The following is a 26,430-nucleotide window of genomic DNA, read 5'->3' on the forward strand; positions in this document are numbered from 1 at the left end:
GTCACGGTGATTCTTATGAGCCTCACATCTGTCGTCACTCAACACGCCGCAGCACAGTCCAAGGACACGCCCCAACGCAACGTGTCCTATATGGCATCGCCATACGTGCCCATCGAGAGCTGGGTCTATCCCGCCTTCGATCTGCTCGCCTCCAAGGGCTACCTCCAGAGCGCATTCTTCGATCTGCGCCCCTGGACTCGCCTCGACTGTGCCCGCCTGCTCGAAGAGGCCGAAGAGCTGACGACAGATGAGCCCATCAGCAACGAAATAGCCTCCACACTGCGCGCGCTGAAGCAGGAGTTCACACCAGAGCTGCAACGACGCAGCGGCGAGCGCAACACCGAGCTTCGCCTCGAGTCGATAGATCAACGCATTACATCAATAGCAGGCAAGCCACTAACCGACGGCTACCACTTTGCATCAACACTCGTTGATGACGATGGTCGCCCCTTCGGCCAGGGAGCAAATCTCTACTCCGGCATCACGATTCGAGCCACCGCCGGGCCTTTCTCCGCATACATCCGGAGCGAGCTGCAACGCGTTCCCTCAACCCCCACCCCAAACATGCAGGCCCAACAACAGATAGCCCTCGCGGACTTCACACCATTTGCAGCCGCAGGCCCGACATCGAACTTTCTTCGCGGCCGCCTTCTCGAAGCAAACGTCTCCTTCGCCTTTGCCAACAACCAACTCACCTTCGGCCAGCAGACGCTCTGGTGGGGTCCCGCGCGTAGCGGTTCCACACTCTTTAGCAATAACGCCGAGCCTATCACCATGCTTCGCTACGATCGTCTCCAGCCCTTTGAACTGCCCGGCTTTCTCAAGCTTCTCGGCCCCATCCGTGCCCAACTGCTGGTAGGCCGCCTTTCAGGCGCGCAGTATCTACAGGCCGACCATACAACCTTCGGAACCCCAGGCACCGCAATCGACAATCAACCTTTCATCCACGGTGAAAAGTTCTCCTTCGCGCCCACGCCGAACTTCCAGTTCGGCGTCTCCCGCACCGTACTCTTCGCTGGCAAGGGCGCCCCCTTCACCACCTCCAGCTTTTCCCGCAGCATCTTCTCCGTCGGCACAGGCGATGAGCAGAACGACCCCGGCGACCGCCGCACCGCCTTCGACGCCTCCTACCGCATCCCCGGCCTGCGCCAGTGCCTCACGGGCTACGTTGATGCCTTCGCCGAAGACGAACCCTTCCCGCTGAACTACCCCACGCAGAGCACGTGGATCTCCGGCTTCACCCTTCGCTGCGTCCCACGCCTGCCGCATCTCACAGTCCGCGCCGAAGGCCTGCTCTCCCCTCATCGCAGCCTCTTCCCCGGCTTCTACTACTTCAACGTCCACTACCTCAGCGGCTATACCAACAATCGTCAGCTCATCGGCAGCTGGATCGGACGCGAAGGCCAGGGCGAACAACTCTGGGCAACCTGGCAGATCTCTCCACGCAGCTTCATCGAGCTAAGCACCCGCAGCATGAACGCAAGCAGCGAGTTCCTGCAAGGCGGCTCCCTGCGCGACCTACGGGTCACAGCCGATATCGCTCTGCATCCCGAGTGGCAGCTTCGTCTCGAAGACCAGGCAGAGCGTTGGCGCTTCCCTCTGCTCTACGCGCAGCCACAACACAACAACGCATTCACCCTTCAGCTTTCCTACAGGCCCCTCGGGAGAACGAGATGAACACCCGCACTGCATCCCCCATTCCCGCCAACTGGGCCGTCCGCGTCGCCCTGCTCTGGCAGCACAGAAAACTCCTGGCTCGCGTCACCGCCATCTCATTCGTTCTCAGCCTGGGCATTGCCTGCATTCTTCCCAAGCAATACAAAGCCACAGCCAGCATCATGCCGCCCGACCAGCAAAACTCCGGGGCGATGATGCTCGCAGCCCTCGCCGGACGCGGCGGACTGGGCTCACTCGGCAGCCTTGCCAGCGGCCTCCTCGGCGGCCACACCACCACGGCTCTCTTCGTCACCCTGTTGCAGAGCGGCACTGTCGGCGGCCACCTCATCGACCGCTTCGATCTGCAACACGTCTACCATTCGCGCTATCGTATCTCCACCGCCAAGCGCCTGGCGCACAACACCAAAATCAGCGACGACAAGAAGAGCGGTGTTATCACCATCTCGGTAGAAGACACCGACCCCACGCGCGCACGCGATCTCGCACAGGCCTACCTGGAAGAGCTGAACAAGCTTGTCATGCAGACCAGCACCTCCGCCGCTCACCAGGAGCGCATCTTCATCGAGCATCGCCTCCACTCCGTGCAGAACGATCTCGAACACGCACAGCTCGAACTAAGCGAGTTCTCCAGCCGCAACAGCACCGTCGACATCAAAGAGCAGACCCGCGCGATGGTCGAAGCCGGAGCACGCATACAAGGAGAGCTGCTCGTCGAGCAGTCTGGCCTGCAATCCCTGCGCCAACTCTACGGCGACGGCAACGTACGCGTGCGCGAGACCCAGGCCCGCATCGCCGCCCTGCAACGCGACCTCACGCAGATGACCGGCACATCGGCCCCACTGCAATCAGAGCCTGCTGCAAACGACAAAGGATCACTCTACCCACCCCTGCGCCAACTCCCCCGCCTAGCCGTTCCCTACGCAGACCTCTACCGCCGCGTAAGAGTACAGGAGACCGTCTTCGAGCTGCTCACTCAACAGTATGAGATGGCCCGCATCGAGGAGGCAAAGGACGTCCCCGTCATCAGCGTTATCGACGCACCCGGCATCCCCGAGAAGAAGTCCTTTCCCCCACGCCTCATCGTCACGCTTCTGCTGACCTTTCTTGCCGTCGCAGCAACATCTGCGACCCTCCTCCTCCGCGAAGGCTGGTCTCACCTGCTCCCCAACGATCCCCGCAAAACGCTCGCCGCCGAGATCATCCCCGTCATTCGTCGTCGCATCCACTTCATCGCATCGCCAGGAAAGCGCGCTGCATGAAGAGGCACCTCACCAACGCCCTGCACGGCGTGCTCGATTATGCCTCCTATCCCCTCGGCATGATCGTGGTCGCTCCCATCGTCCTGCGCAGGCTGGGCGCGGCGGAGTATGGCCTGTGGATGGTAGCCACAGCAGTAGTCAGCGCCGGCGGCATCCTCGCCTCCGGCTTCTCCGACGCAGGCATCCAGCGCGTAGCCGGGCTACGCGGCGCAGACCGGCCCAATCAGATCGCCCATACCGTTCGCACCCTGCTCGCGATCAACCTCATCCTCGGCAGCGTCGTGGCACTCGCGACATGGCTCGCCTCTCCCTACATGGCCCGCCACCTCGCCGTCTCCCATACCGTTCCCCTCAGCGAGTGCCTGGCATCCCTTCATATCGCAAGCGTCATGATCCTCATACGCGCCATCGAAGCAGTAAGCGTCAGCACGCAGCGCGCGTTCGAAGCCTACCGCGGCACCGTACAGATCAGCACCGCCATCCGTATCCTCACGCTGGCTTCGGCAGCACTCCTCGCCACCTTGCGCATGAAGACAGAGAGCATCATGCTCGCCACCGCAGTGCTCTTCACCATCGGCACCTGCCTGCAGTTCCTGCACCTGCGCAAGTTCATCGACATCTCCTCCCTCTGGCCGTCCTTCCAGCCTCAGGAGACCCATGCCCTGCTAGGCTCCGGCATCTTCCTCTGGCTCCAGACACTCGGCAGCATCCTCTTCCGTCAGCTCGACCGCATCCTGCTCGGCATCTCGCTCGGAGCCGCCGCAGTCGCGCCTTACTCTCTGGCAATCCAATTTGCCGAGCCGCTCTTCGGCCTCACCGCATCCGGCCTCGGCTTCTTCTTCCCCTACCTCTCAAGCCGAGCGAGCACCTCTTCGCCAGCCGCCCTGCGCGGCACAGTTTTCAAAGCCTTCCTCTGCAACCTGCTCCTGGTCTCCTGCGGAGCAGCCCTCCTGCTCCTCTTCGGCAACAGCTTCCTTCGCATCTGGGCTGGCCCCACGGTGGCTCACAGCGCCACCTCCATTCTTCCCCTGGTCATCGCAGGCTCCGCTCTCTCCGGGCTCAGCGTCACCGGAACCTACGCCATGCAGGCCCTGGGCCTGTTCCGCATCGTCGCGTACATCAGCCTGGGGAGCCGCAGCGGCCTGCTGCTCCTAATGCTTTACATGCTTCACCACCACGGCCTTCATGGACTAGCGATCACACGCATCTGCTACGGCGCGGCCTCCTTGCTGGTCTATCTCCCCCTCATGCGACAGCTCGCTCCCACCCCAACCACCATGACCTCCATGCCCATCGCCCCGGAGCTTCAGGAAGGTCCATCACGATGAAGATCCTGATCACCGCGGCCCAGTTCTCATCCCACATCTCCGGCCTGCAACGCCACGCCTTGAACATGGTGCGCTGCCTCCTCACGCAGCCCGACATCTCATCGGTACACCTCGTCCTCGCCCCCTGGCAGCGAGAACTGGCGGAGGCGGCGGGCCTGCACACAACATCCCGCGTCACCCTCCATATCGCCGATATGGCTCCAACCCCTTTGAGCCGCAACCTATGGCACTATCGTCGCCTCCCCCAACTGGCCGCAGAGATCCAGCCCGACATCGTCCATCTCTCCTATCCCGTACCTGTTGCTGCCTCAGCAATCTCCTGCCCCATTGTGCTCACCCTGCACGACCTCTACCCCTATGAGATCCCCGAGAACTTCGGCTTCCCCAAAGTGCTCTTCAATCGCCTGATCCTGCGCCAGTGCCTGCACGCAGTCGACGCGATCGCATCCGTATCCGACACCACCGCTCTTCGCATGAAGCAGTATCTACCGCGAACGGCGCAAAAAAAATCACTCCGCATCTACAACTGCGTTGAGCCGGATCCAGTCTGCGCCGAATACTCCCCACTCCCCGACTGGCACGGCGAACCCTTCCTGCTCACTGTCTCCCAGCACCGCAAGAACAAGAACATTCCCCTTCTCATCCGAGCCTTCCATCGCCTGCTGCGCGGAAGCCTCGTTCCCTCGCGCATGAAGTTAGTGGTCATCGGCATCACCGGCCCCGAGACCCCGCATATTCATCAACTCATCTCTGAACTGCAACTGAAACCCAACATAGTCTTTCTTCAAGGCCTCTCCGAACCGGCACTGCAGTGGTGCTACCGGCACTGCGAAGCTCTCGCAGCGCCATCCGAGACCGAAGGCTTCGGCCTTCCCGTCGCCGAGGCCCTGCTCGCCGGTTGCCGCGTTCTCTGCTCCGACATCCCCGCCTTCCGCGAGATCGACGCAGACCACTGCCGCTTCGTTGCTCTAGGACCAGGCGCGGAACAACGCTTCGCACAAGCCATCCTGGCCACTCTTCAAGAGCCTCCACCTCTGCTCCTCTCTCTTCCCCAATTCTCTTCCCAGGCACTAGGCACGCAGTACATCAACCTCTATCGCGAGCTTCTGCCCTCGGCAGCCCACATACGCACCGCTCGGACGCCGTCTCCAAACGGCAGTCGTTATTTGGTGCAGAGAAAGGATGAGCGTGATTACCTCTGAATCCTACGTCGAGAAGATCTATTCCGATGCCGTCGCAACCTCCGGCAAGCGCCAGGGCACGCTCTCACGCCGGTCATTCCTGCGCCTTGTCCTCCTCTGCAAACTCCTGCGCCGCCGCGGCATCAGGATCGAGCGCACCCCCCGCTGGAGCTACACCTTCAGCAAGCGGCTGCTCGATCTCGTCGTATCGTCTCTTCTCCTGCTTCTGCTCTCCCCCGTTTTGCTTCTCATCGCACTCCTCATCCGCCTCAGTTCGCGTGGCCCCGCTCTCTTCGTGCAGAGACGAGCAGGCCGCCACGGTATCCCCTTCAACATGTACAAATTCCGTTCGATGTCCTACACCGCGCGGCGCTACGACTACTCCCCCAAGACATCCACCGACCCGCGCATCACCAGGCTCGGAAGATTTCTGCGCCAGACCAGCCTCGATGAGCTTCCGCAGTTGCTGAACGTCTTCCTCGGCGAGATGTCGCTGGTTGGCCCCCGTCCCGAGATGCCCTTCATCGTGCACCGCTACAACCGCTGCCAGCGGCAAAGGCTCCAGGTCATTCCCGGCATCACCGGCCTCTGGCAGCTAAGCCCCGACCGCGCCTTTCCCATCCACGAGAACGTCCACCACGACCTCTTCTACATCCGTCACCGCACCCTCTCTATAGATCTGGCCATCCTCATCCACACCCTGATCTTCGCAATGCGCGGAGGCGTATGAAGCAGCATCCCGATCCAACCTGCAACCACGCTCACGCCAACGTCCTCGGCGTCAATGTCTCGGCCATCAACATGCATAGCGCAGTTGACCTGGCTGATCGCTGGATCGCAGGCGGACTCCCCGGCTACATCTGCATCACCGGCGTACACGGCGTCATGGAGGCCCAACGCGACTCCACACTCCGCACAATCCTGAACCGCGCTGTGCTCAACACGCCCGACGGTATGCCCATGTCCTGGGTAGGCCACCTGCAAGGCTTCGCCGACATGGACCGCGTCTACGGTCCGGAGTTCATGGCCTCCATGTGCCGTCTCTCGCGCGAACGCGGCTATCGCCACTTCCTCTACGGCGGCCAGCCCGGCGTAGCCGAGCAGCTGAAACAGGCCCTCGAAATAAAGTTCTCCGGCATTCTGGTCGTCGGCACTTACACTCCTCCCTTCAGAAGCCTGAACCCGGCCGAGGAAGCTGACCTTCTCTCTCAGCTCCACGCCGCCCAGCCGCACATCCTATGGGTGGGCCTAAGCACTCCCAAGCAGGAACGCTTTATGGCTCAATATGTGGACCGCCTCGGCGTCCCGCTCCTCGTAGGCGTAGGAGCAGCCTTCGACTACCACACCGGCCGCCTGCGCGACAGCCCCGCATGGATCCAGCGCGCAGGACTGCAATGGCTGCATCGCCTCATGCAAGACCCCAAACGCCTCTGGCGACGCTACCTCCAGAACAACCCCGCCTTTCTCTGGAAGATCACTTTGCAACTGCTCAAACGGCAAGATAATCCCGTGACAATTGACTAACCTCGGCATGACAACTGCCGACCGGCTCACCACTAACGTGAATATGTCGGTAGATAAACCCCGAGCGCCTTACCGGCACCACAAGTCCCTACTCACCTAGTCCCAACCTTCAAGGAGTCTCCATGAAAACGAAGTTGCTGCTGCTGCTCCTGCTTGCCGGGTTTGTCTCTGCGGGCGCATTCTCCACCCACATCATTCACGCGCAGGAAGCCCCCAAGCGCATCGAGATCACAGCCAAGCGCTTCGCATACGAGCCCGGCGAGATCACCCTGAAGAAGGGGCAGCCCGTAGTGCTCGTCATCAAGAGCCTCGACGTAGCCCACGGCCTGCGCTTTCGCGAGCTGAACCTGAACGCGAAGATCAACAAGGGCGGCTCGGCCGAGCTTCCGCTCACTCCCGACAAGACCGGTGACTTCGTAGCCCATTGCTCCGTCTTCTGCGGCTCCGGCCACGGCGGCATGATGTTGACCCTTCACGTAGTGGACTAGGTGAATGAGAAGATGCGCCCTCCCCAAATAACAATCGCGGCAATCTGTCTGCTGGGACTGGCCGGATGCAAGGCCAGTCCTCCGAGCCGGTTCGAGACCAGCACCATTACCTTTGCCAAGCACCACATCTTCATCGGCAACAAAGACCAGAAGAACCCAATCCCCTACACCCATCAGAACTGGGAGGACGGTAAGGAAGCCTTCTCCCACTACTGCGTCGCGTGCCACGGCACAGACGGCCAGAACACCGGCGTTCCCTTCATCGACCACATCTCCCCGCCCATCCCCTCACTGGCCTCGGCCGAGGTCCAGCGCTACACCGACGGCCAGCTCAAGTGGATTCTCGACAATGGCATCCGCCCATCCGGGATGCCCGGCTCGCAGGGAACGCTCAGCGACGACGAGCTCTGGTCGATCGTCGTCTACCTGCGCCACCTGCCGCCCGCAGGCAGTCAAGGCACTCCAGAGATGTACACCCACTAAGCAGATATGAGTTCAGAGCAGAGCCACTTCGCCGGAGAGATCGCCGCACCATCGCCCGACACGGCGATGCCCTTTGTCGTCGGCTTCTTCTTTTCCTTCCGGCTCTTCATCATTCTCCTCTCCGTGCGCGCCCTCGGCACCGATCCGCAAACAGGCACCGAGATCAGCATTGCACTGAACCTCCTGCTCCTCTTCGTCGTCGCCTTCAGCACCCTCGGCGCAGCCGACCGAACGTTCGGCAGCATGTTGTACCTTCCCTCCATCCGTTGGGTGCTGTTTTTTCTTGCTTTCACCTGCTGCAGCCTCTCCTGGAGCGTTGCTGCCTCTCTTTCCGCAGCGGCAGCCTACTGGTGCGCCATGGCCGCCGACACAGCTATGATCGTGCTGCTTCTGCGCATCCAACCCACCACCAGCCTCGTCCACTCCCTGATGAAGGGCTACGTCTGCGGCGCGTCCGCCATCGCGGTCATCGCATGGCTGTTGCCCACCCAGTCAGACCTAAGGCTCGGCGACGAGGAGCTACTGGGAGCCAACCAGATCGGCTACCTCTGCGCCTTCGCCTTCTTCTTCGCCCAGTACCTCATACAGCAGAAGATCGCCCGCTACTCCATCCCCGCTATCCTGCTCGGCGTAACTCTCCTCCGCAGCCTCAGCAAAACAACCATCGTTGCCTTCCTCGTGGCCGAGGGCTTCATCCTTCTGCGCGACCGCTCCATGAGCCGCCGCACCAAGCTCCTGCTCCTCTTCACGACCGCACTGATCACCCTCGCATTTTCAAGTCTCCTGACCTCTTACTTCGACATCTACTCCAACGCGGGCAACAGCCCCGAGACCCTCACCGGCCGCCTCGGCATCTGGGCCGTCATCCTCGACGAAGCCATCAAGCAACCGTGGATCGGCCACGGCTTCTACTCCGTCTGGAAGGTGATCCCCCCCTTCGGCGACTTCGAAGCCCGCCACGCACACAACGAGCTGATTCAGCTTTTCTACTCCTACGGAGCAGTTGGCATCGCCATGATGGCTGGTCTCTACATCAGCTTCTACCTGCAAATTCGACGCTTTACCACCGGCTCCCTGCGCACCTTCTACTGCGCTCTACTGATCTTCGTGCTGATACGCGGCCTGGCCGATACCGAAGTCTTCGACCTCTCGCTTTCGTTGTGGGCAATCGTCATGTTCAGCCTCCTGATGGAGCAAACCCACTCATCCGATCTCCCACTCGAAAGCTAGCCCGCACACAGGAGGAAGCGTGTCTCATCCGGTCCATCCCGAGCATGTACTTACCCAACTCCTCGAGAACGAGAAAGCGATTACCTGCGGCGAGCAGTCCCGGCATACTTACTTCGACACCCATCAAGCGCGCTTCGCAGACATTCTCCGTCTATGCCGGGGCCAGGTTCCAATCCCTTCCGCACGGGTACTCGATATAGGAAGAAGCGAGCTAACCGCATATCTCCTGAACTTCTATCCCAACATCCACACGCTAGGCTTCGATCCGGCAATTGACGACGGAGGCCATCGCGAGACGAGCGATCTAAAGTCCGTTCCCCACATCCCCTTCGACCTTTTGAACGCGCATGTGGTCTCGAGCTGGCCCGATTGCGGACGCTTTGATCTGATCGTATTTTCAGAGGTGCTGGAACACCTCTGCGTCGCTCCCGAGTTTGTGTTTGCGCTTCTCAGCTCCCTACTCACCGATCAGGGAGTGCTCATCTGCACCACCCCCAACGCGACTGATATCAGCAAGCGGCTCCGCCTGTTGCTTGGACGCAACCCTTACGAGCGGCTCCGGCTTTACTCCATCAATCCCGGACACATCAGGGAGTACACCCGGCAGGAGCTCTCAGACATCGCCCAGAGCGTAGGGCTAAGCTGCATCGGCCATCACTATTTCAACTGGATACAGGGCAGCAATCAAAGCCGGATCAAGACCATCGCCAAAAAGCTTCTTCGGGCCTATCCCTCATTTCGCTCGTTCCAGCTCTGCGTGCTGACCAGGGCAACTCCGTCAAGACCGTAACTTCCGGACTTATCTTCACACCCAACCTTGCAATTAGCCGCGAAGAAGCCTAAACCGCCCTAAAATGTCATACGATTGTCATTTTTCCCCGTTAAGAGTAGTCATTGTAGAGTTGGATCGACCAGAATATAAGTAAGAGGTGAAAGCTATGGTCGCCACCACAGATATGGTTGAAGAAAACGAGATAGAGCTCGCGTCCACACCGACCGCGAACCTTGGCACCATCCTTATCATCGAAGACGACCCGCGTATGCAGAAGGTGCTCCGCCGCATCTTCCTTGAGGAGCACTACGCAGTCGCAGTCGCGGGCGATGGTCAGACCGGCCTCGACCTCTTCCGCAGCGTGCGCCCCCTGGCCGTTGTCCTCGACCTCATCCTCCCCCGCATCTCCGGCCGCGAGCTCTGCCAGACCTTCAAGAGCCTCTCGAACGAGACCCCCATCATCGTCCTCAGCGCCATCAGCGAGGTCGTCGACAAAGTTCTCCTCCTCGAGCTCGGTGCCGACGACTACGTCACCAAACCATTCAGCCCTCGCGAACTGACGGCCCGCATCCAGGCCGCCATCCGCCGCCAGCGCAAGCCCTCCGGCTCCAACGTCTTCCGCTTCGGCGAGTGCGAGATCGACTTCAAGAGTATGACCGCGCGCCGCAGCGGTACTCCCGTCGTGCTCACGGCCCACGAGTTCAAGCTACTGAAGTTCTTCACCGATAACGTAGACCGCGTGCTCACCCGCGAGCTTCTCCTCAACGAGGTCTGGGGATACAACGCGTATCCCACCACCCGGACCGTCGACAACCAGATCCTCAAACTGCGGCAGAAGCTGGAGCCCGACCCGGCCAATCCCAAGCATCTGCTCACAATTTACGGCGCAGGGTACAAATTTGTCCCATGATTTAAAAACGGCTTCTCCGGCCAGTAATCCTCTCTCCCCAGTAACGACCGGGCCGCGGAAGCAAGGCGTACGAACCCAGGTGCTGCTCGTCCTCGCTATGGCCCTGGTCACTGTCATAGTCACAGCTCTGTTCATGCTGCTGATACGGCATCGTCTGGGCGCGCAGGTCACCGAAGATCTCTCGCAGGACCTCACCCACTCCGTCATCACCTTCCAGAACCTTCAGGCCGAGCGCCTCGCCGCGCTGGAGCGCGAGAACGCCCTGCTCGCCGAGCTGCCCACGCTCAAGGCTCTGATGACCAGCGGCGACGACCTCACCATCCAGGACGGCGCGACCGAGTTCTGGCAGCTCAGCGGCAACGACCTCTTCGCCCTGGCCAATCCCAGCGGCCGCATCGTAGCCGTCTACTCCAAGAACGCCCCCCCCGACGCAACCCTGCACACCGCCCTGCAATCCCTTGTCTCCTCCCCCGACAAGCAGTACCTCATCGACGGCAGCCTGCTCTACGCCTGCTCCCTGCGCCCGCTCTACTTCGGCGGCGACGACGACGGCACTCTCCTCGGCTACGTCATCAGCGGCATCTCCATCGGCCGCACCGTCCGCCAGATCAGCGAGCCAACCGGCGTCGAGGCGACCTTCCTCAGCGGCGGCCACATCGTAGCCAGCACGCTCACGCCCGCCAACCAGGCAGGTCTCGCCAGCCATCCGTCCATAAGCTCCTCCCCATCCACGGTCACCCTCGGCGGCACCCGCTTCCTCTCCGCGACAGAAGACCTCTCCACCTCGGCCACCTCGCCGCTCGAGCTGGTCGTCCTCAAGTCCTTCGCGCCCGCTGAGCGCCGCATCGCCCGCATCGACCACATGGTCCTGAGCACCGGCCTTCTGGCCCTTCTCTCCGGCACCGTCCTGATGATCACCCTCTCCCGCCTCCTCACGCGCCCGCTCGAAGAGCTATCCGATAGCGTCAAGGCCTTCGGCATGGGAGACAGCAACTTCCGCATCCCCCGCCACGGCACCCAGGAGGTGCTCCAGCTCAGCGCAGCCTTCGACAGAATGCGCGATGAGATCCAGCAGGCCAACCGCGCTCGTCTCGAGTCCGAGCGTCTCGCCACCATCGGGCGCATGGCCAGCTCCGTCTCGCACGATCTCCGCCACTACCTCGCCGCTGTCTACGCCAACTCCGAGTTCCTCGCGTCCGACCGCCTCTCGCTCGAGGAGCGCGCCGAGATCTTCGCCGACATCCGCACTGCCGTCCTCGGCACCACCGACATGATCGAGTCCCTGCTGGTCTTCAGCCGCACCGGAGCCAGCGTCCGCCGCACCCCCGAGCTGCTCTCCACCCTGCTCGACCGCGCCCTGGCTCTCGTCCGCTCTCACCCCGACTCCCACGGCGTCAAGCTCATCACCAGCCTCGGCGAGCCCACCCAGACCGCGGCCTTCGTCGACGGCAAGCAGATCGAGCGCGCCATCTACAACCTTCTCCTCAACGCCTGCCAGGCCGCCCACACCGCCGAAACCGGCACCGTCCCCAGCGTCACCGTCACGCTCGAGGCCCAGCCCGAGCACATGATCGTAAACATCATCGACAACGGCCCCGGCGTACCGGAGAATATCCGCAAGAGCCTCTTCGATCCCTTCGTCAGCGAGGGTAAGCAGAAGGGCACCGGCCTCGGCCTCACCCTCGCCCACCGCATCGCCGTCGAACACGGAGGTGAGGTCATCCTCCTCAGCAGTTGCCCCGGCGAGACTATCTTTCAGATGCGGGTAAAGCGCGGTCTGCGCACAGACGAAGCAACGAGCACCTCAGATGTCGAACGTCAGGATCGGGTCATCGCACATGAGAAGGTCTGGACCTAGCCAATCGCCGAGCCTACGCGGGCCGTGGCGCATCGTGCCGCTGCTCGTGCTCTTTCTCGCCCCGCCCCTGCACGCGCAAACAACAAATACGGTTACAAATCCCACAGACCTCTCCCAACAGATCCAGCAGCTCACCGACGCCATGGCCCGCACCCAGGCACAGCTTCAGGAATCGCAGCGCCAACTGGACGCCATGCGCGCCCAGCTAGCCGCGCTGCAAAGCCAGCTATCCCAAACCACCGCCGCTACCACCGACACTACCAAGGCCATCGACGACCTCCGCGAGCGCCAGGAGATGCAGGCCACCCAGATCGCCACTCACGACCAGATCAAGGTCGAAACCGCATCAAAATACCCTCTCAAGATCACCGGCCAGCTCCTCTTCAACGGCTTCGTCAACACCCGCGCCGTCGACGCTCCCTCCACGCCCACCCTGGCCCTCCCCGGCTCCGGCAGCACCGGAGCCACCGTCCGCCAGACCGTCCTCGGTTTTGACGCCCGCGGCCCCCACATCCTCGGCGCGCAGAGCTACGCCGACCTGCACGTCGACTTCGCGGGCAGCCCGCCGACCTCCGGCACCAGCACCGGCATCAGCTACACCGGCTACGCCAGCAACAACGCCACCCTGCTGCGTCTCCGCACCGCCCACGCGGGCCTCCGCTGGGACCACACCGAAGCCTACTTCTCCCTCGACCGTCCCATCTTCAGCCCCGACAGCCCAGCCACCCTCACCGCCGTAGCCGAGCCCGCACTCGCCTGGTCCGGCAACCTCTGGACATGGAATCCGCAGCTCGGCATCACCCACGACCTCCCCTTCGCCACCACGCACGCCCTCCGTCTGCAAGCCGCCCTGGTCGATGTAGGCGACGCCCCACTCCCCGTCCCCTCTGCAGCAGCGGCCGTCCCCCCCACGCTCTCCGAGCAGAGCCGCTGGCCCGGTGTTGAAGCCCGCATCGCCGTCCTCGGCAGCACCACCCCGGACGAGGGCTCCCACATCGGCATCGGCGGCTACTTCGCACCCCACCGCGATCCCCTCGGCTACCGTTTCGACTCCTGGGCGGGCACGCTGGACACGCGCCTCCAACTCCCCGCTCACTTCGCTCTCACCGGCAGCTTCTATCGCGGCCAGTCCCTCGGCGGCCTCGGCGCGGGAGCCTACAAAGATCTCGCCTACCGCACCAGTATGACCACCGGCAGCTACCGCTACCGTCCCCTCAGCGACGTGGGAGGCTGGGCGCAGCTCCAGCAGACCGTCAACGCCCGCCTCCAGTTCAACGCCGCCTTCGGAATCGACAACGCCTTCGCCAACGAGCTTCGCCGCTACGCCTCCCCCACCGGCACCATCTACCAGAACCTCGCCCGCAACCGCACGTACACCGGCAACGTCATCTATAGCCCCAGCGCCTACCTCGTCTTCTCCCTGGAGTACCGCCACCTCATCAGCTCCCCCATCTCTTCCCCGGCCACCAGCAGCAACATTATCGGCCTGGGCGCGGGGTATCGCTTCTGATGGCCATGCGACACTTACTCTCCAGCCTTATCATCCTCTTAGCCCCTCCCCTGCTGGCCCAGTCCATCGCCGCCGACGCTGAGCTACGTCTCCAGATCGTCTCCTCCACTCCCGGCCCCCAGGGACACGTACCAGCCGTAGCCTGGCTCGAGCCGCTCGCAGGCACCCCAACGCTGCCCTTCCCGCCACACGGCCGCTACACCCTGCTGCAAGAGAACCGCATGTTCAGCCCCCACCTGCAGGTCATCCCCGTAGGCAGCTCCGTGCAGTTCCCCAACGCCGACCCGTTCTTCCACAACGTCTTCTCCCTCTTCGACGGCCGCCGCTTCGACCTCGGCCTCTACGAAGCGGGCTCCAGCAAATCCGTCACCTTCCCCCGCGAAGGCGCGTCCTACATCTTCTGCAACATCCACCCCGAGATGAGCGCCGTCGTCCTCTCACTCTCGACCCCGCTCTACGCCATAGCCGATGCCCGCGACACTCTGGACCTCCATGGCATCCCCTCCGGCGACTACAAGCTGCACCTCTGGATCGAGGGCCTTCCTCAGCCTGTCTTGAGCAGCCTGGAGCGTCATCTCCATCTCTCCTCCGGCCTCACCAATCTGGGCGAGATCAAAGCCCCCATCCCCCGAACCACAGCCATGAAGCACTCCAACAAATTCGGCGCCACCTACGACACAACCCCCAAAACCCCTTACTAATCGTGCAGTTGCGGCTGTTGCCGTGGCTCGAGTAAGCAAAGACGTCCTGCCGGACGGGCTCGCTACGCGCGAGACGGGTGTTCACGCGTCTTTTACTGCTTCTCCTACTGGTCAAAAACAAAAATCTTCGATGCCGACCAGCGGGAGGCCCTCAGAAGATCATCCTACCCATACCGCCCCGAGAACGGCACGAAGTGCCCCATGACAATCAGATGACATCAGACTGACAACTCCAGCTCTGCACACTCATAAATTGCCATTTAGGGCTCATCCAACCATGGGCCGGAGAGTGCAGATGCATACCAAAACACCCAAGGCAGTCGTCTGCGGAGCAGGCGGATTCATCGGCGGCCACCTCGTCAAAGGTCTTCTATCCCAGGGCATCCAGGTCATCCGCGCCGTCGATATCAAACCGCTCGACGAGTGGCACCAACTCTCCCCCGAAGTCGAAAACCTCTCCCTCGATCTCAAACACCAGCAAAGCTGCCTGACCGCGACCCAAGGAGCCACCCACGTCTACCAACTCGCCGCGGACATGGGCGGCATGGGCTTCATCGAGCAGAACAAAGCCCTCTGTATGCTCAGCGTGCTGACCAACACCAACATGCTTCTGGCCGCCTGCGAGTCCGGCGTCTCGCGCTTCTTCTACGCCTCCTCCGCCTGCGTCTACAACGCCGCCCGCCAGACCCGCCCAGACGTCATCGCCCTCAAGGAGCAGGACGCCTACCCCGCCATGCCCGAAGACGGCTACGGCTGGGAAAAGCTCTTCAGCGAGCGCATGTGCCGCCACTTTCAGGAAGACTTCGGCCTCACCTGCCGCGTCGCGCGCTACCACAACGTCTACGGCCCCCAGGGCACCTGGCGCGGCGGCCGCGAGAAGGCGCCAGCCGCCATCTGCCGCAAGGTCATCGAGGCCAAGCTCTCCGGCTCCCACGAGATCAATATCTGGGGCGACGGCCATCAGACCCGCAGCTTCATGTTCATCGACGACTGCGTCCACGGCACCCAGAGCATCATGAACAGCAACATCGACGAGCCCATCAACCTGGGCTCCAGCGAGCTGGTCAGCATCAATCAACTGGTCGATATCGCCGAAGAGATCGCAGGCATCCGGCTCCACCGCACCTACGACCTCACCGCTCCCCGAGGCGTCAATGGCCGCAACAGCGACAACACCATGATCCTCAATCGCCTGGGCTGGGAGCCATCCATCCGCCTCCGCGACGGTATGAAGAAGACCTATCGCTGGATCGAAGAGCAGATGCAAGCAGACCTCCACCACCACCCCATCCCGCGCGCCCATGCCGACTTACCCCACGCCATCCTGAGGTAAAGCTGTTACCTTGCCGTTGCCTGTTCTTCTGGTTGTCATTCAGGAGCGAAGCGGAGGAATCTGCTGTTGCCTTTGCTCTTGCCGTTGCTTCTGAGGTAGGTCCGGGCTTAGCCCGGACATTAAAACCAGCCGCAAATGCGAGCTTTGACGCTTGCGCAAAAACTCACTCCCCTAACTTCTCCACCCGAAACCTCCCCGGCGTCATCCCCGTAAACTGCCGGAACAACGTCGTAAACTGCCCCTGGCTCTTGAACCCACACCGATAAGCAATCTCCGCAATCGTCTGCTCCGACTCCGCCAGCCACTGCTGCGCCCTCGCGATCCTCCGGTGCGACACATACCGATGCGGCGTAAACCCCGTCGTCACCCGAAACGCACTCGCAAAGTACTGCGGGTTCATCCCCACAACCCCAGCCAGCGCATGGATCGAAAGATCCCCCTCCAGGCATCGCTCGACATACTCCCGCACCTTTCGCTCACGAGCAGGCCCCAGCCCTCCAGGCTGCGCCTCTACAGCCGAAGCCTCCGCCCCGTAAGCCCGCAGCAGATGCGTCACCAGCGTTCCCACCGCCCCATCCACAAAGAACTTCGCGGGCCGCCCCCCGCGACACTCCCGAAAGAGTACCCGCCCCATCTCCTCCACAAACAGATCCCGCACCAGGTAAACCGGCCGCAGCCGCGCGCCCGGCACATCGCCCAGCTTCTTCGCCACCTCTTCCAGCAGCCCATTCCCCAGATAAAGATGAATCAGAATCGCCCGCCGCTGCCAAAGCGTGCTGTGCGGCTCCCCCGGCGGAATAATCGACACCAGGTTCCCATTCAGCTCCCTCTGCCCAGCCGCCTTGGAGCCGGTCCACGTAGCCTGCACATGCGCGGGCTCCAACCCAATCGTCACCTGCACGCAGTCGTGAGAGTGCTCCCGCCACGAACTCTTCGGCTGCTCAGCCGCATACAGCGAGTAGCCCTTACCCTCATACCAGACATGATGCGGCGGCAGCTCATCCTCGGCCCCCACGAGGATATGCCGCAACCCCGCACCATCCCGCTCCCGAGCCGTAATCCTCTTCATCCCACCTCTTTGCAATCATTCTAAAGATTCCAGAATCTCCGCTAAGGATCGGGAATACTCCGAGCCACCCCGCCACCCATACTAAAAAAGCATTGCAGCCCCCTAAAGGCACCCAAGGAGCGACAAATATGAGCACCGAGACCGCATCTCCCCTCATCCCCACCGAGCAGCTCACCCGCGCCGCCGCCATCTACGAGTACAGCAAGGCGGCCAACCCCATCGAGTCCGGCGCCACCCCCGCCATACCCATCCGGCAGTTCTCGCCCGAGATCTACGCCACCGGTCCCAGCCGCTTCATCCCACTCGACCTGAGCGAGGCCCTGCGCACCCCCTACCCCGCCACCGGCCCCAGTCTTCTCGCCAGCTTCGTCCGCATCCAGGCGGGCGAGCAGCTCACCAGCGCCCCCAACGCCAGCAGCGAGTTCTTCTACGTCATCCACGGCAGCGGCCACACCGAGACCGCCAACGGCTCCATCGCCTGGAAGACCGGCGACTTCGTAGCTCTGCCCGCGCTCGAGACCATCCACAACGCTGACACCGACACTGCCTTCTACCTCGTCAACGACTCGCCCCTCTTCGCCTACCTCGGCGCGCAGAAGGCGACCTCCCGCTTCCAGCCCACGGTCTACACTCATGAAGCCGTAATGGCCGAGCTTGAAGCCGCCAAGAACGATCCCGAGTCCTCGAAGCGCAGCCGCATCAGCGTCCTGCTGGCCAACAAGAACTTCGAGCAGACCATGACCATCACCCATACCCTGTGGACGATGTTCGGCGTCGTCTCCCCCGGTACCCGCCAGCTGCCCCACCGCCACCAGTCGGTCGCTTTGGACTTCGTAGTCGACGCGCAGCCCGGAGCCTACACCCTCCTCGGCCCCGAACTGAACCCCGACGGCACCATCAAGGACGCCATCCGCGTCGACTGGGTCAAGGGCGCGGCCTTCGTCACGCCTCCGGGCTTCTGGCACGAGCACATCAACGCGTCGTCCGCGGACGCCTACGTCATGCCAATCCAGGACGCCGGTCTGCACACCTACCTCCGCACCCTGGACATCCAGTTCTTCACCGAAGACTAAGTCCTACATCAACCCGCTACAACTTAAACGCAACGCCCCATTCATACGCAGCCTTATCGCGTATGAATGGGGCATCTTGCTCCAGCAAGCTCGTTGTATAGAAGCGATTCTATAAGTCCTCGCTTCTAACTTCTCAACGCAGCCACTTATCGTACGTCTCATCAATCTGGAAGTATTTCACTCCCAGTCGTCGAGCCCGGTCGACATCGGCATGTGCGGCCGCAATCGGGTCAGGGCTATGCACGTACGCATAGTGAAATTCGTTGATCGAAACAACCACTGGAATTCCCGCGCGCTTCGCAAGCTCTACGCTTCTTTCGTTGAGCGTTATCCCGTGGTCAAACAGAAAGTACGTCTTCGAAAGATCCTCTCCGGCGTCCAGCCTCTTGGCCAGCTCCGACACACCGATGCTGATCCGGGCCTTCCCCTTGAAGTACTCTCGCGTCTCATCCGTGCCAATAAAGAAAGCATTCTCCAGCAGGCCATTGTCCCGAAGAGTTTTCTCCATGGATTCGTAGTAGCTCTTGGGATGCCCGGCCTGCTTGGTATCAATCATGAGCTGGATCTTGCCTTTGCACAGAGCCGCATACTCGCTGAACGCGAGAGGATGCGAGTGATCGACAGGAGAAGTCAACTCCCGAATCTCAGCCATCGTCATATCGCTCGGCTGCTTATTGACGCCGAAGTCCTGAAGGAAAGACATGTGATGCACCACAATGCCTCCTCCCTTGGGCTCATCCAGATCGATCTCCACCATCCAATAGCCTCGGGCAATCGCTTCCTTGACTGCTCCCGCGGAGTTTTCAGGATGGTGTTCATCTACCACACCACCACGATGCCCAATAATCCGAATGGGTTCTTCCGCAAGCATCTGGGACATTGCTGGCAGCAGGAATAAAAGAGCAACGGTCCAGCGGGCCGTTCCGAAAAGTGACATAGCTTTCTTGGTCATACAGCTTCTCCTAATCAAGATGGGTCGGTATGCAGCGTTATGTCGAACGAGATCAGAACCGAATCTTCAGCGCGATCTGTATCTGACGTGGCGAGTTGGCCTGAGACGAGATGACACCGAACGTTGCATCGGATACGCCTGTATCGGGCCCCGCGAATTGAGGCGTGTTGAAGGCGTTGAAGGCTTCACCTCGCAGCTCCGTTCTTACTCTGTCCGTCACGGCAAACTCCTTGAAGACTGAGAGATCGAAGTTGCGCAGTCCGGGAGTGCGCAGATATCCAGACGTGCGCGACATATTCCCCAACGTGTAGATGGCGGGTTGAGAGAAGTTGGACGTATTGAAGTATCGGTTCAATCGGTCTTCCACCCTTCCTCCGAGACTCGCATTCTGACCATTGCTATTCGGACGTTCGCCGGGGTTCAGGATATTCGCGACATTGTTTGCCGAGAAGGCCAGCGGATTGCCGTTATGGGCTGAAAAGATTCCATTGAACTGATATCCACCAAATAGCGCATCGACAAAGCGATTCCATGAATTGCCAAAGAGCTCACCTCGTCCTATCGGAAGCTTGTATACGCCACTGATAACCAGATTGCGCGATACGTCAAAGGTAGATAAGGAATATGAATCCTGTATCAGCGGAATACTCGCATCCTGATAGACACCATTGGTTCCGAAGTTACCGCCAAATCCAACTGAGTCGTCGTCCATCGACTTACTGCCCGTGTAGGAAAGAAGAAGCGTGGCGCGCTTGCTGAATCGCTTTTCAACTCGAATCTGCACCGAGTCATAGTGCGAGATCGCCCCAGCGACAACGACGCCACTTACACCTGTAAATTGGGGAAACGGTGAGAGCAGATATCTCTTCTGGATCGTGGCTCCCGAGAGTGGACCAGCTATCTGAACCTGCCCCTGAAGCGGGTTAGGAACCGTCGCCAGTAACTGACTTCCCAATGCGAGGTCTGAATCTGGAAGTTGATCGTAGTTCGGAGAGGTCGGCAGTTGGACGCCGTGATTGCCAACGTAAGAGACACCGACCATCCAGTCCTTCGCTAGTTGATACTCCACGCCAAGGTTGTAGTTCTCTGTATAAGGAGAGGGCTGTCTGCGAATACTGGCAGAAATACTTCCACCCGTTCCCGTAACTAACCCCAGCGAACTTCCCGTCACAGGAGTAAAAGCACCTCCTGGAAATGGATTGGAGAGATAGTTATTCGGTGTGGCTCCGTCAATTGTGCCTAGATAGGATGTGCTGGTGCGGTAGCCGGTATTCTGAACGGTAGAGGCAGCCTGGTTGGGGTTGTTGGTGAAGAATATGCCGAAGGCTCCGCGGACGACGAGCCGGTCGATCGGGTGATACGCGAAGCCCACCCGAGGTGCAAAGTTCTTGTACACCGTGTCGGTTGTCGTTCTGGGATTTCCATTGACTCCGGCATACTCCAGTCCGCCCTTCAGGCTAGTAAGTCCTGTCGTCGCCGCAAGCGGGGATGGGACATTCAAATCCAGATAAGTCGTTCGATTATCCCGTTCGGTCCTGGGGAGAAACAGATCGTACCGAATGCCCAGGTTCAAAGTAAGTTTGTCGGAGGCTGTCCAGTCGTCCTGCAGATAACCGGCTGCGTAGTGGCTGATCGTATTGACGACCTTGAAGTAATGTGTAACCGAACCTGATCCTAATCCAAGTAGGAACGAGGCAAAACCGTCTCCCGCGGAACTGGAAGCCGTCAGGGCATTCGGCCCCTGCGTGAAGTTCGTACCGAAGCTGAAGTTTCCGGATGCCTGTCCCACCTGATCGTCGTTATTAGCCAGGATGCGGAACTCTCCTCCAAAGTTCAGCGTGTGATGATGAACGATCTTCGTGTTGTTGATGAGAAAGGTGTCGCCAAGATATCCCGCCGAACCAATGGATCCATAATTACCCGCGCCAATCTGCACATACCCAGACGGAACGATTGCCGGAAAGGTCAGGGCGCTCTTCGAGGTCGCAAGAGCCGACGAGGCCAGATAAGACGGAAACCCCAGCGTGGTGGGATCGAATCCGCTGGAAGGCGCGGTAGCGTTCTGATAGACGTGGCTGACGCCGGCCCTTAGTTCGAAGATATAAGTAGAACTCTTGGCAAAGGTATAGTCGAAGCCTGCGCCTATCGCCGGCTGCGCGCTGATGGTTGCGGTCTGAGCAACCAGGATCGAAGCAGGCAACAGAGGCGCGAAACCAGAGACGGGATTTCTCTTGGAGAACCGGAACGACATACGTTGCCGGGCCGAAAGAATCTCATCGACCTTGATGTCGTACTGATTGATCGTGTAGGGTGCAGAGCCCGCCGCAAAGTAATTATTTCTTCCCGAGGAACTGGATCTATTAGGCAGAGGAAAATACTTCAGAATATTCGCTGAGACTGGATCGAAGCGCGAGGGATCAATCTTATTCCCTTTGAATGGGGCTCTTGTATAGGTAATTCCGCCCGAGGAAGAGGTCGTGGCCTTCGTCGTTGTCGGATCGTAGAGCGTGATCGGAGCACCGGAGCTTGTAGTGTCGGCGGAGAAGTCGCCGCCTCGCTCAGCAAGCGTCGGGACCGTCGTCAGGACGGAAGTGGCTGTGTCCTGACGCAGCCCTTCATAGTCCACAAAGAAAAACGTTTTATCACGACCGTTGTAAAGCTTGGGGATGTAGACAGGCCCACCTAAGCTGAAGCCGAACTGGTTTCGCTTGAAGCTCGGCAGCGGCACACCCGCCTGATTGGAGAAGTAATTGTTCGCATCGAGATACGAATTTCTAAAGTAGTCGTAAACGCTCCCATGAAGATCATTCGTGCCGGATTTATAGAGGACGTTCATGATGCCTCCACCGGCGTTTCCAAACTGCACCGAGTAATTGCTCGTCTGTACCTTGAACTCCTGCGTCGCATCGACCGAGGGAAAGATCGTCAAGGCATTCGAATCATCGGTCGGAGGAGCAGATGGAACGCCATCCAGCAAGACATCCGTAGTGCCGGATCTGCCACCGTTCACATTGAACTGAAGCCCTGTAAAGGTGGAGGTTACCGTGCCCGATACTCCCGGAACCAGAAGCACTAAGGCAAATGGATTGCGCTGATTTAAGGGAAGATTCTCGATACTTTTATTGTCGATGACCTGACCGATATCCGAAGTCTGAGCCTCCAGCAGAGGCTCAGCAGAGTTGACTTCAACTGTTTGATTGTCCGATCCGACCTCCAGCCCAAGGTCGAAGTGCACCGTCTGATCGATATTTAAGACCAGGCCGGAGCGAAGCAGCCTCTTGAATCCGGCTGCATCCACCGACAGGCTGTACGGCCCCGGAGGCAGGTTCGAAAATTCAAACTGTCCCGCACGATCCGTTCGCGTCGTCGCGGACACCTGGGTACCGGTATTGGTTGCGGTAATAGCCGCGTTCTGTATCGTGGCGGCGCTGGCGTCGCGAACCGTTCCCGTAAGCGAGGCAGTGATCTTCTGCGCCTTGGCAAAGGGTCCAGATACAAAAACAAGGGAAAATAGAAATGCAAACCGGAATATTGACCTGAAAGAAAAACTAAAAGTAGATGAATATCTTTTCTGACGCATGTTGGCCTCTTGATACCGGTTGGAACCCAACGAGGGGCGATTAGACAAAGCATTTCGACCAGGCATAGTTGAAATGTGAGACGACGGTGCTTACGGCGCTATTTCATGCACCGGAACGATTGCCGATCCTGAAGACGTAGGCTCTCTGGATAACCGTCTTTCGCGTTAGCGCTAGTTATGCAGAAACACGTCCACTAAACAAGGTTGGTTTACACACGTTTTACTGTAACTTTGCGAAAGTACTTTGAAATAAGGGGGATACGAGTCTCATCTCACCTCGGTACAACCTGAGAATTGGTCTGGCTCGCGGTTATTTCATACTCCGTTCACCGAGGAAGCAACGTGTACTCTATAAAATTTTCTAGGTTAGCTTATGATTACGGCGATGAAGGAGGAGGAACCTCGTACAGGCTCCCTCGATAGAGATCCGAGATGGCAACTGACCCAACGGATCGTCGCCACTCCTCACTTCGCGCGCTCGCCCCGTCTTTCAAGCTTTCTGCTCTATGTCTGTAGACAGTCGATCCTTGGACGAAGCACAGGTCTCAACGAACAGAGCATAGGTGAAACTGTCTTTGGTCGTCCCGTTGGGTACGACCCTCGTGATGACAATATCGTCCGCGCTCATGCCGGTCGGTTGCGACTCCGCATTGAAACATACTTCCGCGAGGAAGGCGCCTCGGAGATTCTGCATCTGAGCATCCCGCGGGGAAGTTACATTCCTGTATTCGAGCGGATAGAAAGAAAAGAATCCGGAGCATCTGAGCCGATTCCAGAAGCTGATTCGCATGACGCGGAATATGCCGAGGAGATACTGCCTGAGATAACTCCGAGAGTGAAGGCGATACCAGCCAGGCCCAGATTCCTTCTTCCCGGCGTACTTGCGATAGCTGGAGTTCTACTCGCATCTCTCTCTGCGTACGGTTTCTTTACCCACTGGTCATGGGGTCGAAAAACACCCACGGACAAGCTCTGGGCCCAACTCTTCCGGCCGGATCAGAACACGATCATCGTTCCTGCCGATGTCAGCCTGGTCCTGGCGCAGTTGATTACTGGACATTCTGTCGACCTGGCGGAGTACGCGAGCGGCCGTTATAAGTCCGTTGCGAGTTGTGATGCTCCGTGTGACCGTCGTCTGGCACAGGAGGTTGAAAGCCGTCGGTATACATCAATGGCCGATCTGGAGTTTGCCGCCGCATTGGCTCGCCTTCCGCAGGCCCTCCCCGACCGTACCCAGATACGCTATGTGCGCGACTTACAGCTAGAAGATTTTAAACAGTCCAATTTAATTATGGCCGGGTCGTTGATCGCCGATCCATGGCTGAGTGTCGTTCAAAGGGAGATGAACTTCATTCTCCACGACAATCTATCTACTGGTCCTTTGCGCGTTGAGAATGTAAAGCCGAAGCCCAACGAGAAAAAGGAGTACCTGTTTCGTGATGACGATCCGCGGCACCGCGGCCTAGCCACCATCGCTTTTTTGCCAAATCTAAGTGGCAATGGAAATATGGTCATCGTGCAGGGATTTACTCTCGCGGGAACGGAGGCCGCAGCGGAGTTTGTCACCAGCGGAAAGGATTTCGATAGCCTCTTTCATGCCTTCGCCGGGAACAACTCCCGGTTGCCGCACTTCGAGATTTTGCTCGAGACAATGGATGTGAATGGGATGGCATCACGCCCGAATGTATTGGCGTCGCACACCTATCCCTAGCGAGCGATTGGGGAACTGACGCTCGAAGCCGCCACCGATGCAACGGACGTTGCCCCGGTCTTCACCGGACATCCCTGCCTTTCTCTGCGGCCAATGCTTTCTGAGCGGCATCTATCTTCACCATCCATGCTGGATGATCGAAGGCAATCTGCCGGGCATAGCTTAGCGATTCCGGAGTATTCAAGCCGAGGAGCTGATCGACGTACTGCTGCATCGAGAGCTTGCTCCAGGGAGACACGCCGCGCTGACTCGACGCGGAGAAGTACCACCTCCCGAACCGCGTCCACGGATCATCCACGTGTGACGCAAGTAGATCAGCCTGAAGCTTTTCGATCCTGGAAGGGCCCGGCGGCGTTATCTGAGAAAAGCGTGAGCGGCTGGCTGCAAACTCCGCCAGATCGGCAAGCCACACCGGCGCGAGATCGCTCGGCGGCATGTCCAGCACTTCGGCGCTATTGCCGATGGCAACCAACAGCGAGGGATCCGTCGGGCTGAACACCGCATCACTTATGTTGCTCGTATAGTGCAGGGGCAACATCATGGCCTCTCCCGTTGTGGCGCTCCACACGCGGATGGACTGATCCCGTCCATGGGTAAAGACGAGCGAAGCATCCGCGCTGAAGCCGCCATCAATCAGCGGCGCACTATGCTGCAACAGAGGCGTAAGAGCCTTGCCGGTTCGCGCATCCCACACGCGAGCCGTGTGATCGTAGGACGTCGTCAGCACACGCTTTCCATCCGGGCTGAACACCGCATCGCTGACAGGCCCTGTATGCGTGAAGGAACTGCCTTGCTGCACACCGGTGTTCGTATCCCAGATCTTTGCGGTGTGATCTTCCGAGCCGATCAGTACAAGCCTGCTGTCCTGACTGAACATTGCGCTGAAGATCGCATTGCCCAGCGACAGCCGATGCAGACGTTTTCCGGTCATAGGATCCAGCAGATCCGCACTGTCGTCGTTTGTCCCAACGAACGCGTGCTCCCCGTCATTGCTGAACATCACGACATTCACGTCATCGTGGTATCGGAGCTTCGTCGCGAGTGCCGCGCCCGTCGCGGCATCCAGCAGATAAACTTCCCCCTCCATACTGCCTAGCACTCGCTGCCCATCCGGGCTTAGCGCGATATGGGAAAGAGGTTTCTCCGTGTGGAATCGAGCATGCAGAAGCTGCCCGGTAGCTGCGTCCCATAGCTGTACTGCCGCATCGCGCGAGCTGGTAACAACCCGGCGTCCATCGGCGCTCCAGGCTGCCGCGAGGACATCGCCTTCGTGTCGCATCGGCCCGGCAATCCTCTTCCCCGTATGCGCATCCCAGATGCTTGCAGTCTTATCATCGAGCACGATCAAGACCCGGGAGCCATCCGTGTTATAGCGAGCCAGGATAATGTTCGCCGTCATGCAGCATAGCCTGACGTGCACATCCTGGCGTTGTTCAGCGATAAGTTGAAATGCGAGACCTGCTGCCGGATTGCCCTCGCGCTGCACACGAAGGCTTGCCGCGGCTTCTCGAAGTGCCTCGTATTTGATTCCATCCGACGCGAACCTCAGAGCCAGCAGGTAGTGAACGTATGCCGCAGACGCCAGAGGTGTAGAGGTAGCCGCCGGATGCTCCTGCGCCGGAGCAAATCGAGTCACAGCCCCAAATATCGTGATACATGCAATAGCGACGCGGGCAAACCTGTTCAAAGTGCAGACAGCAGATGGCAGAGAAGATTCGTTCATGGATATCCTTGATCGTTGCTTTAAAACGTAACGCATGACAACCGGCGAGAGGGGCTAAGGAGAGCCCA

General features: G+C 59.8%; 21 protein-coding genes. 17 read left to right on the forward strand and 4 right to left on the reverse strand.

The window, feature by feature from the left end; translation table 11 throughout:
- The first annotated feature begins 15 nt into the window (after positions 1-15).
- From FTO74_RS17755 to FTO74_RS17825, 15 genes are all read left to right on the forward strand, one after another.
- Positions 16-1,677: a capsule assembly Wzi family protein gene (locus tag FTO74_RS17755; RefSeq protein WP_162539338.1), complete on the forward strand. Its 1,662-nt coding sequence runs from the start codon at positions 16-18 to the stop codon at positions 1,675-1,677.
- A complete protein-coding gene (locus FTO74_RS17760) occupies positions 1,674-2,936 on the forward strand; it encodes a Wzz/FepE/Etk N-terminal domain-containing protein (protein ID WP_162539339.1) in 1,263 nt (420 codons plus the stop codon). Before FTO74_RS17755 ends, FTO74_RS17760 begins: the two co-directional genes overlap by 4 nt.
- Positions 2,933-4,264 (forward strand): oligosaccharide flippase family protein, encoded by a 1,332-nt coding sequence (locus tag FTO74_RS17765; RefSeq protein ID WP_162539340.1) that lies wholly within the window; start codon positions 2,933-2,935, stop codon positions 4,262-4,264. Before FTO74_RS17760 ends, FTO74_RS17765 begins: the two co-directional genes overlap by 4 nt.
- Entirely contained in the window at positions 4,261-5,466 is a 1,206-nt protein-coding gene (locus FTO74_RS17770; protein WP_162539341.1) for a glycosyltransferase family 1 protein, read from the forward strand. Before FTO74_RS17765 ends, FTO74_RS17770 begins: the two co-directional genes overlap by 4 nt.
- Positions 5,453-6,175, forward strand: coding sequence for a sugar transferase (locus FTO74_RS17775; RefSeq protein WP_162539342.1), 723 nt, complete (start codon positions 5,453-5,455; stop codon positions 6,173-6,175). The genes FTO74_RS17770 and FTO74_RS17775 overlap by 14 nt, the downstream gene beginning before the upstream one ends.
- Positions 6,172-6,969: a WecB/TagA/CpsF family glycosyltransferase gene (locus FTO74_RS17780; protein ID WP_162539343.1), complete on the forward strand. Its 798-nt coding sequence runs from the start codon at positions 6,172-6,174 to the stop codon at positions 6,967-6,969. Before FTO74_RS17775 ends, FTO74_RS17780 begins: the two co-directional genes overlap by 4 nt.
- 122 nt (positions 6,970-7,091) lie before the next feature.
- A complete protein-coding gene (locus FTO74_RS17785; RefSeq protein ID WP_162539344.1) occupies positions 7,092-7,457 on the forward strand; it encodes a cupredoxin domain-containing protein in 366 nt (121 codons plus the stop codon).
- Between the two features lie 12 nt (positions 7,458-7,469).
- Positions 7,470-7,940 carry a cytochrome c gene (locus FTO74_RS17790; RefSeq protein WP_162539345.1) on the forward strand — a complete coding sequence of 157 codons (471 nt, stop codon included), beginning with the start codon at positions 7,470-7,472 and terminating at the stop codon, positions 7,938-7,940.
- Between the two features lie 6 nt (positions 7,941-7,946).
- Positions 7,947-9,170 (forward strand): O-antigen ligase family protein, encoded by a 1,224-nt coding sequence (locus tag FTO74_RS17795; protein WP_162539346.1) that lies wholly within the window; start codon positions 7,947-7,949, stop codon positions 9,168-9,170.
- Positions 9,171-9,189: 19 nt separating this feature from the next.
- Positions 9,190-9,960: a methyltransferase domain-containing protein gene (locus FTO74_RS17800; RefSeq protein WP_162539347.1), complete on the forward strand. Its 771-nt coding sequence runs from the start codon at positions 9,190-9,192 to the stop codon at positions 9,958-9,960.
- A 148-nt stretch (positions 9,961-10,108) separates the two neighbouring features.
- Positions 10,109-10,852: a response regulator transcription factor gene (locus FTO74_RS17805; protein ID WP_345933670.1), complete on the forward strand. Its 744-nt coding sequence runs from the start codon at positions 10,109-10,111 to the stop codon at positions 10,850-10,852.
- A gap of 79 nt (positions 10,853-10,931) precedes the next feature.
- Positions 10,932-12,710, forward strand: a complete 1,779-nt coding sequence (locus FTO74_RS17810) for a HAMP domain-containing sensor histidine kinase (RefSeq protein ID WP_255462369.1) — start codon at positions 10,932-10,934, stop codon at positions 12,708-12,710.
- A complete protein-coding gene (locus FTO74_RS17815; protein ID WP_255462370.1) occupies positions 12,691-14,220 on the forward strand; it encodes a FlxA-like family protein in 1,530 nt (509 codons plus the stop codon). The genes FTO74_RS17810 and FTO74_RS17815 overlap by 20 nt, the downstream gene beginning before the upstream one ends.
- A 5-nt stretch (positions 14,221-14,225) precedes the next feature.
- Complete coding sequence (locus FTO74_RS17820; RefSeq protein WP_162539348.1) at positions 14,226-14,921, forward strand: hypothetical protein; 696 nt, start codon at positions 14,226-14,228, stop codon at positions 14,919-14,921.
- Positions 14,922-15,216: 295 nt separating this feature from the next.
- The gene (locus tag FTO74_RS17825; RefSeq protein WP_174242239.1) at positions 15,217-16,254 is read left to right on the forward strand and encodes an NAD-dependent epimerase/dehydratase family protein; all 1,038 of its coding nucleotides are present in this window, start codon (positions 15,217-15,219) and stop codon (positions 16,252-16,254) included.
- 163 nt (positions 16,255-16,417) lie between these two features.
- Here the strand turns inward: FTO74_RS17825 and FTO74_RS17830 are convergent, their stop codons facing one another.
- Positions 16,418-17,323, reverse strand: coding sequence for an AraC family transcriptional regulator (locus FTO74_RS17830; protein ID WP_162539350.1), 906 nt, complete (start codon positions 17,321-17,323; stop codon positions 16,418-16,420).
- Positions 17,324-17,451: 128 nt separating this feature from the next.
- Between FTO74_RS17830 and FTO74_RS17835 the strand changes: the two genes are divergently transcribed.
- Positions 17,452-18,396 carry a cupin gene (locus FTO74_RS17835; RefSeq protein ID WP_162539351.1) on the forward strand — a complete coding sequence of 315 codons (945 nt, stop codon included), beginning with the start codon at positions 17,452-17,454 and terminating at the stop codon, positions 18,394-18,396.
- Between the two features lie 133 nt (positions 18,397-18,529).
- Here the strand turns inward: FTO74_RS17835 and FTO74_RS17840 are convergent, their stop codons facing one another.
- Positions 18,530-19,348 (reverse strand): glycerophosphodiester phosphodiesterase family protein, encoded by an 819-nt coding sequence (locus FTO74_RS17840; RefSeq protein ID WP_162539352.1) that lies wholly within the window; start codon positions 19,346-19,348, stop codon positions 18,530-18,532.
- A 52-nt stretch (positions 19,349-19,400) separates the two neighbouring features.
- Complete coding sequence (locus FTO74_RS17845) at positions 19,401-22,994, reverse strand: TonB-dependent receptor (RefSeq protein ID WP_345933675.1); 3,594 nt, start codon at positions 22,992-22,994, stop codon at positions 19,401-19,403.
- A 307-nt stretch (positions 22,995-23,301) separates the two neighbouring features.
- Here FTO74_RS17845 and FTO74_RS17850 point away from each other — a divergent pair, with 307 nt between their 5' ends.
- Positions 23,302-24,639, forward strand: coding sequence for a hypothetical protein (locus tag FTO74_RS17850; protein ID WP_162539354.1), 1,338 nt, complete (start codon positions 23,302-23,304; stop codon positions 24,637-24,639).
- A 61-nt stretch (positions 24,640-24,700) separates the two neighbouring features.
- On the opposite strand, the gene FTO74_RS17855 is transcribed toward FTO74_RS17850, so the two are convergent.
- Positions 24,701-26,362, reverse strand: coding sequence for a WD40 repeat domain-containing protein (locus FTO74_RS17855; protein WP_162539355.1), 1,662 nt, complete (start codon positions 26,360-26,362; stop codon positions 24,701-24,703).
- Between the last annotated feature and the right edge of the window lie 68 nt (positions 26,363-26,430).

It is taken from the genome of Granulicella sp. WH15 (assembly GCF_009914315.1).
GTDB lineage: Bacteria > Acidobacteriota > Terriglobia > Terriglobales > Acidobacteriaceae > Edaphobacter.

What these genes read in the sequence shown, in the direction of transcription:
- FTO74_RS17755 (WP_162539338.1), top strand. Translation starts at nt 16, where the DNA reads ATGAGCCTCACATCTGTCGTCACTCAACACGCCGCAGCACAGTCCAAG.
- FTO74_RS17760 (WP_162539339.1), top strand. Translation starts at nt 1,674, where the DNA reads ATGAACACCCGCACTGCATCCCCCATTCCCGCCAACTGGGCCGTCCGC.
- FTO74_RS17765 (WP_162539340.1), top strand. Translation starts at nt 2,933, where the DNA reads ATGAAGAGGCACCTCACCAACGCCCTGCACGGCGTGCTCGATTATGCC.
- FTO74_RS17770 (WP_162539341.1), top strand. Translation starts at nt 4,261, where the DNA reads ATGAAGATCCTGATCACCGCGGCCCAGTTCTCATCCCACATCTCCGGC.
- FTO74_RS17780 (WP_162539343.1), top strand. Translation starts at nt 6,172, where the DNA reads ATGAAGCAGCATCCCGATCCAACCTGCAACCACGCTCACGCCAACGTC.
- FTO74_RS17785 (WP_162539344.1), top strand. Translation starts at nt 7,092, where the DNA reads ATGAAAACGAAGTTGCTGCTGCTGCTCCTGCTTGCCGGGTTTGTCTCT.
- FTO74_RS17790 (WP_162539345.1), top strand. Translation starts at nt 7,470, where the DNA reads ATGCGCCCTCCCCAAATAACAATCGCGGCAATCTGTCTGCTGGGACTG.
- FTO74_RS17795 (WP_162539346.1), top strand. Translation starts at nt 7,947, where the DNA reads ATGAGTTCAGAGCAGAGCCACTTCGCCGGAGAGATCGCCGCACCATCG.
- FTO74_RS17805 (WP_345933670.1), top strand. Translation starts at nt 10,109, where the DNA reads ATGGTCGCCACCACAGATATGGTTGAAGAAAACGAGATAGAGCTCGCG.
- FTO74_RS17815 (WP_255462370.1), top strand. Translation starts at nt 12,691, where the DNA reads ATGAGAAGGTCTGGACCTAGCCAATCGCCGAGCCTACGCGGGCCGTGG.
- FTO74_RS17820 (WP_162539348.1), top strand. Translation starts at nt 14,226, where the DNA reads ATGCGACACTTACTCTCCAGCCTTATCATCCTCTTAGCCCCTCCCCTG.
- FTO74_RS17825 (WP_174242239.1), top strand. Translation starts at nt 15,217, where the DNA reads ATGCATACCAAAACACCCAAGGCAGTCGTCTGCGGAGCAGGCGGATTC.
- FTO74_RS17830 (WP_162539350.1), bottom strand. Translation starts at nt 17,323, where the DNA reads ATGAAGAGGATTACGGCTCGGGAGCGGGATGGTGCGGGGTTGCGGCAT.
- FTO74_RS17835 (WP_162539351.1), top strand. Translation starts at nt 17,452, where the DNA reads ATGAGCACCGAGACCGCATCTCCCCTCATCCCCACCGAGCAGCTCACC.
- FTO74_RS17840 (WP_162539352.1), bottom strand. Translation starts at nt 19,348, where the DNA reads ATGACCAAGAAAGCTATGTCACTTTTCGGAACGGCCCGCTGGACCGTT.
- FTO74_RS17845 (WP_345933675.1), bottom strand. Translation starts at nt 22,994, where the DNA reads ATGCCTGGTCGAAATGCTTTGTCTAATCGCCCCTCGTTGGGTTCCAAC.
- FTO74_RS17850 (WP_162539354.1), top strand. Translation starts at nt 23,302, where the DNA reads ATGATTACGGCGATGAAGGAGGAGGAACCTCGTACAGGCTCCCTCGAT.
- FTO74_RS17855 (WP_162539355.1), bottom strand. Translation starts at nt 26,362, where the DNA reads ATGAACGAATCTTCTCTGCCATCTGCTGTCTGCACTTTGAACAGGTTT.